The 6424-nt window shown below is 42.2% G+C and carries 5 protein-coding genes; 4 read left to right on the top strand and 1 reads right to left on the bottom strand.

The window, feature by feature from the left end:
• Nucleotides 1-759 precede the first annotated feature (759 nt).
• From V7K73_RS09395 to V7K73_RS09385, 3 genes are all read left to right on the top strand, one after another.
• Nucleotides 760-1257 carry an LptA/OstA family protein gene (locus tag V7K73_RS09395; protein WP_334879244.1) on the top strand — a complete coding sequence of 166 codons (498 nt, stop codon included), beginning with the start codon at nucleotides 760-762 and terminating at the stop codon, nucleotides 1255-1257.
• Nucleotides 1258-1286: 29 nt separating this feature from the next.
• Nucleotides 1287-2015: an LPS export ABC transporter ATP-binding protein gene (lptB, locus tag V7K73_RS09390; RefSeq protein WP_334879242.1), complete on the top strand. Its 729-nt coding sequence runs from the start codon at nucleotides 1287-1289 to the stop codon at nucleotides 2013-2015.
• 220 nt (nucleotides 2016-2235) lie between these two features.
• On the top strand, nucleotides 2236-3351 hold the full coding sequence (locus V7K73_RS09385) for an LptF/LptG family permease (RefSeq protein WP_334879250.1): 1116 nt from the start codon (nucleotides 2236-2238) through the stop codon (nucleotides 3349-3351).
• 320 nt (nucleotides 3352-3671) lie between these two features.
• On the opposite strand, the gene V7K73_RS09380 is transcribed toward V7K73_RS09385, so the two are convergent.
• Nucleotides 3672-4292, bottom strand: coding sequence for a CP12 domain-containing protein (locus V7K73_RS09380; RefSeq protein WP_334879248.1), 621 nt, complete (start codon nucleotides 4290-4292; stop codon nucleotides 3672-3674).
• A 603-nt stretch (nucleotides 4293-4895) separates the two neighbouring features.
• Between V7K73_RS09380 and V7K73_RS09375 the strand changes: the two genes are divergently transcribed.
• Nucleotides 4896-6254, top strand: coding sequence for a hypothetical protein (locus V7K73_RS09375; protein ID WP_334879240.1), 1359 nt, complete (start codon nucleotides 4896-4898; stop codon nucleotides 6252-6254).
• Nucleotides 6255-6424 lie beyond the last annotated feature (170 nt).

Genomic DNA, 6424 nt, shown 5'->3' with positions numbered 1-6424 from the left:
TCTCAGTTGCACTCGATTTAATAAATCCTCAACATTTAAGAAACTGGTTTGCCAGTTGCTGCTACTGTACCTCATAACAGCCGTAAATGCTGTAATACCAAAATCCTTGTAGAGACGTAGCTTTTCTTTGTCTCTACATCCAGATTCATACTTCAATTCAGCAACGCCGTGCCTACGTTATTTTCACTTAGATGTCAATTTCCTGAAACCTTGAGGTTGGGGGTAGCGTCACTATTTCAGCCAGTAGTTATCGGAAATCACTCTAGATTGTATATTTCATATCTGGATAAAGTACTTGAGTTGACACTCCTCGCGCCTATTGGTACGAGGATTCTTGGTTCACCGAGTCCACTTAGTCTAGACTCCTTGCGGTATCTAGACCATAGGTGGTTCTCTCCACGCCAGGTGCTTCAAGTCGGCAAAGCCGCCCAACGCACTGGCTCCCAAGCGTTAACTTTTGGTCTGCCCGACCATAGTTGCTCATAGTGCAAAATTTGTTTGAAGTTTAATGCTTAAGTCTAGTACCTGTAAATCTTTTACCTACTTCCAGGTGATACTAGAACTACGAAGTAGAACCAGCAAGATTTAGTTGTCTAGGTGCAGTGTCTGCGTATTAGGCAGCAATTGGGTTTTTTAAGTGGTTAATTACCCTTCCACAAACTCCATTGTACCAAACAAAGCCGTCCTATAAAGACGGGGTTTTAGACCCAAATTTTCGATAATTAGAATGCAAGCTGAAATCCTGAATCCCCAATTGCTATGATGCCCTGCTATCAATTGCCCATATCCCAAATGCGTCGCTTTGGATTAGCTTTAATGCTGCCAGTTACACTCTTGGGCGCTTTTGTCTTCCCTACTCAAGTGCAAACCGCTACTGCACAAACATCTCAGGCAAATCGCCCCTTAACTATCCGCGCTGATGTGCAAGAATATGACGCGAAAAACCAAGTAATCACTGCTCGCGGTAACGTGCAAATGTTGTATCCTGCTCGCCAGATTCAGGCAACATCTGCCCAAGCACAGTATTTTAGTAAAGAACGCCGAATTGATTTCAGTGGCAATGTCTATATTTTGCAACAGGGCGGTAATAGTATCCGTGCGGAGAAAGTAACCTATTTAATTGACGAAGGGCGATTTGTTGCCTTACCCCAATCTAACCGTCAGGTAGAGTCCATCTACATGATCCAAGAATCAGATAATAATGGGCAAACTGCAACACCTGCTCCACAAACACCAGCATTCAAGCGTTCTAATTAGCATCTACTATCAAGAAAAGGCACGAACAATTGAAAATTGTTTTAGAGAATATTCACAAATCTTACGGCAAGCGAGTAATTGTCAATCGTGTCAATCTTTCTGTTGCTCAGGGTGAAGTCGTTGGTTTACTAGGCCCCAATGGGGCTGGTAAAACGACGACATTTTACATCGCCACAGGTTTAGAAAAACCCAATCAAGGAAAAGTCTGGCTGGGTAATCTGGACGTTACGGAAATGCCAATGCACAAAAGGGCGCGACTGGGTATTGGCTATTTAGCACAAGAACCAAGTGTTTTTCGCCAACTCTCGGTAGAGGATAATATTCTGTTGGTGCTAGAGCAAACGAATGTGCCACGATGGGAGTGGGCAAGACGACTCACAACTTTACTGCGGGAGTTTCGGTTGGAAAAATTAGCCAATAGCAAAGGAATTCAACTATCTGGTGGTGAGCGACGGCGGACAGAATTAGCAAGGTCTTTAGCTGCTGGACAAGAAGGTCCAAAATTTTTACTTTTGGATGAACCATTTGCGGGAGTTGATCCGATAGCAGTCTCAGAAATTCAGCAAATTGTCGCACAACTGCGCGATCGCGGCATGGGAATCTTAATTACAGATCATAATGTCCGCGAAACCCTAGCCATCACCGATCGCGCCTATATAATGCGCGAGGGACAAATTCTTGCTTTTGGCGCTGCTGACGAACTCTACGGCAACCCCCTGGTACGGCAATATTATTTAGGTAATAATTTTCAAGTCTAAATTAATCATTATTTAGTTAATAATTTAAAAGCCTATTTTTAATTTTTAAATACGAATTGATGAGTTGATTTTCAGATATTTAAAATTAAATCATCCTAAATACATGAGATATTTTTTGTTTGCCAGGGTTGCCAATAATATTTAACTTTTCAAGCTAGTCATGATATCAAAGAAACTTACGTCTTTCTACAACTTATTTTCGCTGCTACCTTTTACGATCATGGATCGCTATCTTACCAGCGAATTGTTAGCGCCGTTTTTCTTTGGTGTCGGAGCTTTTTCATCACTTGGCGTTACCATTGATGCTGTATTTGATCTCGTCAGAAAAATTGTAGAATCTGGGCTACCCATAGACATTGCCATTCAGGTTTTTTTGTTAAAGTTTCCCAACTTTATCGTTTTAGCCTTCCCCATGTCTACGCTGCTGGCCACTTTGATGACTTACAGTCGTCTTTCTAGCGAGAGCGAACTAATTGCCCTGCGTGGTTGTGGAGTCAGCGTCTATCGCATAGTGCTAACTGCTGTGATGTTGAGTCTTGTGGTTACAGGAATGACATTTGTGTTTAACGAACAGATTGCACCAGCAGCAAATTACCAAGCGGCGATGACTCTGGATAAAGCCCTGAAATCAGATAAGCCAACTTTCAAACAGCAAAATATTTTTTATCCTGAATACCAAGATGTTACACAGCCGGATGGCTCTAAGAATAGGATATTGACACGCTTGTTTTACGCCGACCAATTTGATGGTAAGCGGATGTCAGGTTTGACGATTATAGACCGTTCAACAAAAAATCTGAATCAAATTGTGGTATCAGAATCTGCCCAGTGGAATCCTTCTCAAAATGTCTGGGATTTTTACAACGGTACCATCTATTTTGTTGCTGCCGATCGCTCCTATCGCAACATCGTCAGATTTGAACACCAACAACTGCAACTACCGCGCACGCCATTAAGTCTGGCAGAAAAAAGTCGGGACTATGGAGAGATGAATATTGCTGAAGCACTAGATCAACTACAAGTAGAACTTCTTGGTGGCGATCGCCAAAAAATTCGTAAACTCGAAGTGCGGATTCAACAAAAAATCTCCTTACCTTTTGTATGTGTAGTTTTTGGCTTAGTAGGTGCAGCGATGGGAAGCATACCCCAGCGAACTGGCCGAGGTACCAGCTTTGGGATTAGTGTCGTAGTAATTTTTTCCTACTACTTAATTTTCTTTATTAGTGGTGCGATCGCGCAAGCAGGTGTCCTCTCTCCCTTTATGGGGGCTTGGTTGCCCAACTTTCTTTTTTTAGGAATAGGTCTATTCTTATTGAGGCGAGTTGCCAATCGATGAGAGGGATGAGGGCAGGGCTGTTTCATTCCATTTCAAACAGGATTTGTCAAGATGGTTAGCGAGAAAAATTGTAAGTGAGGGTGACGATGAGATGAACTTTTAAGCACTTAAACAACAGTAAAATTGTTCATTTTATCGGCACGTTAGTAACAAAATAATCAATTTTTAATCGCTAGAAACCTTGATTTTTCTAGCTATTTAGGGAATGAAACAGCCCTGCTGGGGATGAGGGGGGATGAGGAAGCAATTTTTCTCCCCCTGCTCCCTCATCTCCCCTTACTCCCTCATCTCCCCCTGTTCCCTTCATCCCCACACTTCAATTACGGGTGATAATTTCGACATTCCGGGGCATTTGGGTTTTCCTTACAGTACTCTTCAAAAGATACTTTGGCTGATACCATACCCTCAGCTTTCTGATGAGCGGCTTCTGCTTGAAGTTCTTCTACCTCATCCCAGGCGGCTGCACAGGCTTTAGAATAAGCACCTTGTTCGGTGCAAATAGCCCGAGACTGCTCAATCGCTTTTTGAATTCTCTCGTCCAGCAATAGGGCTTTTGGCGCTTCCACAAAGTCGCTTTTGGTCAAAATGTCGGTAATCGAGATGATGCCCAACAGCTTACCTTGAATCACAGGCGCTCGATGAATACCAGTGTTAGCAAATAACCGCGCTACATATTCCACACCCAAATCAGGATTGACCACAATGCAGGGTTTGCTCATAATTTCGTAAACCCGCACTTGCTTTGGGTCTTTACCGTAGGCTGTTACCTTATAAACAATATCCGTTTCTGTGACAATGCCATAAGCATCATTTTCATGGCGATGATCCACAACCAGCGCCCGCAATTTTTTTTCCTTCATCAGCCCCACTGCTTCAGCAACAGTCGCCGAACCGCGAATGGTAACTACATCTTTGGTCATGATATCTTCAGCTTTCATCATTGCTGTAGTCTCCTGGTTAATAGTACGGTGCAGCACAGTGCCTTCAGAGGCATATCGAAATTGCAGCACACATTTATAGTTCGCTAACTAGAAACAAAGTAAAAAAGTTTAATTTTTGTCCAGCTACAACAATAAATTAGACCAGTTGTCAACTCCTGATGTTATCCAATGTGACCGATACCCAAAAAATAAGCATAAATTACCATAACTTTCTCGAAAATCTCGTCAACAAAAGAACAAGGGGTAGGGGGCGGGGGGAAGAAAGAAAAATATTATCTGAGTAAATTGGATAATTTATTTTCTGGAAGTCCCTTATACCAATTCACAAAAATCCTCTACACTTCTATTGGTACTGACTAATAACTGATGGAGAGGTTAGGATAAAATTACTATCCAACTTCAGTTGAGATATTTCCTGTTGAGGAAAGCTTCATGACTTAAGCAAAAGTACACGCGCTCAGGGGCAATTCATCAATAGCCTTAAGAATAAAATAAGGGTTTCGGCTATTGTTTGCGTAAGTCATGAGCAAAAGAATTAAACAGCAACGCCTTGGGCTGCCATCAAGTTTTACAGATTTCAAGTAAATTTCAATTATCAATCCCATGCCAAACCGTCATTATCCTCCCGCCTACTTACGCTATCTCAAAGCCAGGTTACGGAATCTAGGGCGACCTGGTTTTTGGGGTACTGCAATTTTTTTATCTGTAGTCGGGCTAGTAACTTGGGAATACTGGTCAAACCCAGATATTTTCGTTTATAAGCAAAAAAGCCAAGTCGCTTCACAAAATCCTGCTGATTCTTCGCTCTCAGAAGAAAACAGAGCGATTGCAGCAGATATTGATAACCTGCCAGTTTTATTTAATGACTTTGACCAAACAACTCCTTCAGTAACGCCAAATAACTCCAAAGAAAATACTGAGGCAAAAAATAGCAAAAACCCCTTAGACGATGTAATTAACAAACAAAAGTCTGATAATGATACTAAATTAAATCCTGGTCTAGGCGTTAATGCCGACACCTCCCTAGCTGCGAAAAATCCTTTTGTTGTCCAAACAGAAAATTTATTGCGGAGTGGGACGGTTGATAATAATAACCAGTTTTTAGGTCTTAAGCCTTCAACTACGGCATCTGAACCAACAGCAGGGGAAACATCTTCTAGTCTGGGAATTGGATTTACCAATCAAACCAACAAGAATCAAAATTCTGTCTCTATCAGCCCTCTGCAAGCAGCACTCAACCAATCGACAAACCAGAAATTTTCTAGCTTCAATGGGACTGCAACTCAGACAAATGCCCTAGGCCGAGCCTCTGAGCCAGGAACAACGTTAATGCCATTCATTAACAGCTTACCCAGTCAGATACCAAGTGCTGGGTTAACTACTGGGACAGGCTACACGTCAACGGGTACGAACTTGCAGCAAAATCCCTACAATAATTTAAATAACGGTAATAACGGTCAGGTAGTGCCTAGTAATGGGTTAAATACTGGGACAGCCTACACATCAACGGGTACGAACTTACCGCAAAATCCCTACAATAATTTAAATAACGGTAATAACGGTCAAGTAGTGCCTAGTAATGGGTTAAATACTGGGACAGCCTACACATCAACGGGTACGAACTTACCGCAAAGTCCCTACAGTAATTTAAATAGTGGTCAGGTAGTGCCTAATTTAGCACCAGTGACACCCCTAGTCACCCCTGCTGCACCAAATAATATTGCACCTTACTCTAGTCAGATTCCAAGTCAACGCGTTGTCACGCCTACAAACCCTGTGGGATATGGGAATTATGGGTTGCAGCAACCGATGCAACCACCACAATCTAATTATGGAAATTATGGGTTGCAGCAACCGACGCAACCACCACAATCTACTTATGTGTTGCAGCAACCAACACAATCTAATTCGTTATATCTTCGCCAGATTCAAGAGAAGTATAGAGGTTCCGGTCAAAGGTGATTTTAACTGCTGTCCGTGGGTTTAAGTCCCCGGTTCTAAAAATAAGCAAGTAATGCGATTGGGGTTAAATCCCACGTTGTAATGCGAGTCGGAAACCGTCCCCACAACAGCACTCTTCATTACAAAACAAAATTTACGAATTACGAATTACGAATTACGAATTACGAATT

Source organism: Nostoc sp. (assembly GCF_036916975.1).
Classification (GTDB): Bacteria; Cyanobacteriota; Cyanobacteriia; order Cyanobacteriales; family Nostocaceae; genus Nostoc.
The sequence above is the reverse complement of the archived record's forward strand: the minus strand, read 5'-3'. Positions and strand labels throughout refer to the sequence as shown.